The following is a 697-nucleotide window of genomic DNA, read 5'->3' as shown; positions in this document are numbered from 1 at the left end:
CGCAACCCCGCGAACCTGCGCGGTCACAGCACTATCCCGGGGTGGTCATGTCTACGCTGGCGGCGTGACATTGGTGTGGGTGACGGGCAATTCAGGGACTGGTAAGTCCACGGTCTGCGGGGTGTTGCGAGCGCGTGGTTACGTTGCGCTCGACGCCGACGAGGACGGCTTCAGTCGCTGGATCGACCGAGCCAAGGGCGAGGTTGTGGTGGATCCTCCGTATCCGGTTCCTGGGGGCTGGCTCGACCGATACGGGTGGGCGATCGTCCGTGAGCGCGTTGAGACCCTCGCCGAGGAGTCTCGTTTCCGAATCGCGTTCTTGTGTGGGTCGGCGGAGAACGAGGCAGACGTCCGCGATCTTTTCGACCTCGTCGTGTGCCTGGTGATCGACGAGGACACCCTCCGCCACCGGCTCGCGACCCGCACTACGAACACATTCGGTCAACATCCCGAAGAGCTCGCAGCGGCCCTGAAGTGGAATCCTCGGATGCGAGCGATCTACGAAAGCCGTGGCGCGACGATCATCGATGCATCCCAGCCGGTGACTGAGGTGGTGGTCAGCGTGATCGACGCAGTTCAGGGGCTGACAGGGGCCACCCGATAACTCGGATCACGCCTGCGCGCCGCGTGGTCGCTCAGCGGCAGTCCAACCACCACGACCCCCGAACCGGTGAACCTGTGTGGCCAGAGCACTAGG

General features: G+C 64.4%; 1 protein-coding gene. It reads left to right on the top strand.

Annotated elements, in window-relative coordinates:
- Positions 1 to 604 (top strand): AAA family ATPase (locus KIK09_RS57210; RefSeq protein ID WP_214327975.1); only part of this gene is annotated, 604 nt, incomplete at its 5' end.
- Positions 605 to 697 lie beyond the last annotated feature (93 nt).

The organism is Nonomuraea sediminis (assembly GCF_018531495.1).
GTDB classification, from domain to species: Bacteria; Actinomycetota; Actinomycetes; order Streptosporangiales; family Streptosporangiaceae; genus Nonomuraea; species Nonomuraea sediminis.
This window is presented reverse-complemented; position numbering and strand designations above follow the sequence as displayed.